Raw genomic sequence first — 553 nt, forward strand, 5'->3', positions numbered from 1 at the left:
TAAGGGGCCATTGGAATTATGATAACAGCAGGCATTCAAGATAGCTTGGCGATTTTTTCTGAAGGTGTTCATGACCGTATCCATACTGGTTCGATTACGTTGATAATGGTCAATTAAAGTAGCTAACTGGCCTACATTGCGCTGTTTAATCGCAGTTAAAATCGTTTGATAAGTCGCATAAACAGCAGCGAAGCGTGGAAAAGCTGATAGAATTAAATCGATGGCGTTCTGTTGCGTCATATATTCGTTAATACCACGTAAATAGACGGATTTAACATCGTTGATGGTGTCCTGATTTTGGTGGAATAAGCGCCAATGAGATTTCAATATGCGATAGAGGCGTGAACGGTGATCAGAGATGGTCTGAAAAGCTTGAATACGAGCTTGATCAAGAGCTCGTCCAGCCAGTTGAATAATGTGAAATCGATCAATTACGATTTCAGCATTGGGGAAGATTCGCTTAATAAAGTGACAGTATTGAGCGTTTAAATCAACTACCACGCTTTGAACTCGCTGGCGCTCAGTTAAAGAATACCGGTTGATGAAGTAATCC

General features: G+C 40.9%; 1 protein-coding gene. It reads right to left on the bottom strand.

Annotated features, from left to right (window positions below; all coding sequences use genetic code 11):
* On the bottom strand, window positions 1-553 hold a 553-nt coding region (locus tag CES81_RS13060), incomplete at both ends, for a transposase (protein WP_145993362.1).

The organism is Secundilactobacillus pentosiphilus, from assembly GCF_002217985.1.
In the GTDB taxonomy this organism is placed as follows: domain Bacteria; phylum Bacillota; class Bacilli; order Lactobacillales; family Lactobacillaceae; genus Secundilactobacillus; species Secundilactobacillus pentosiphilus.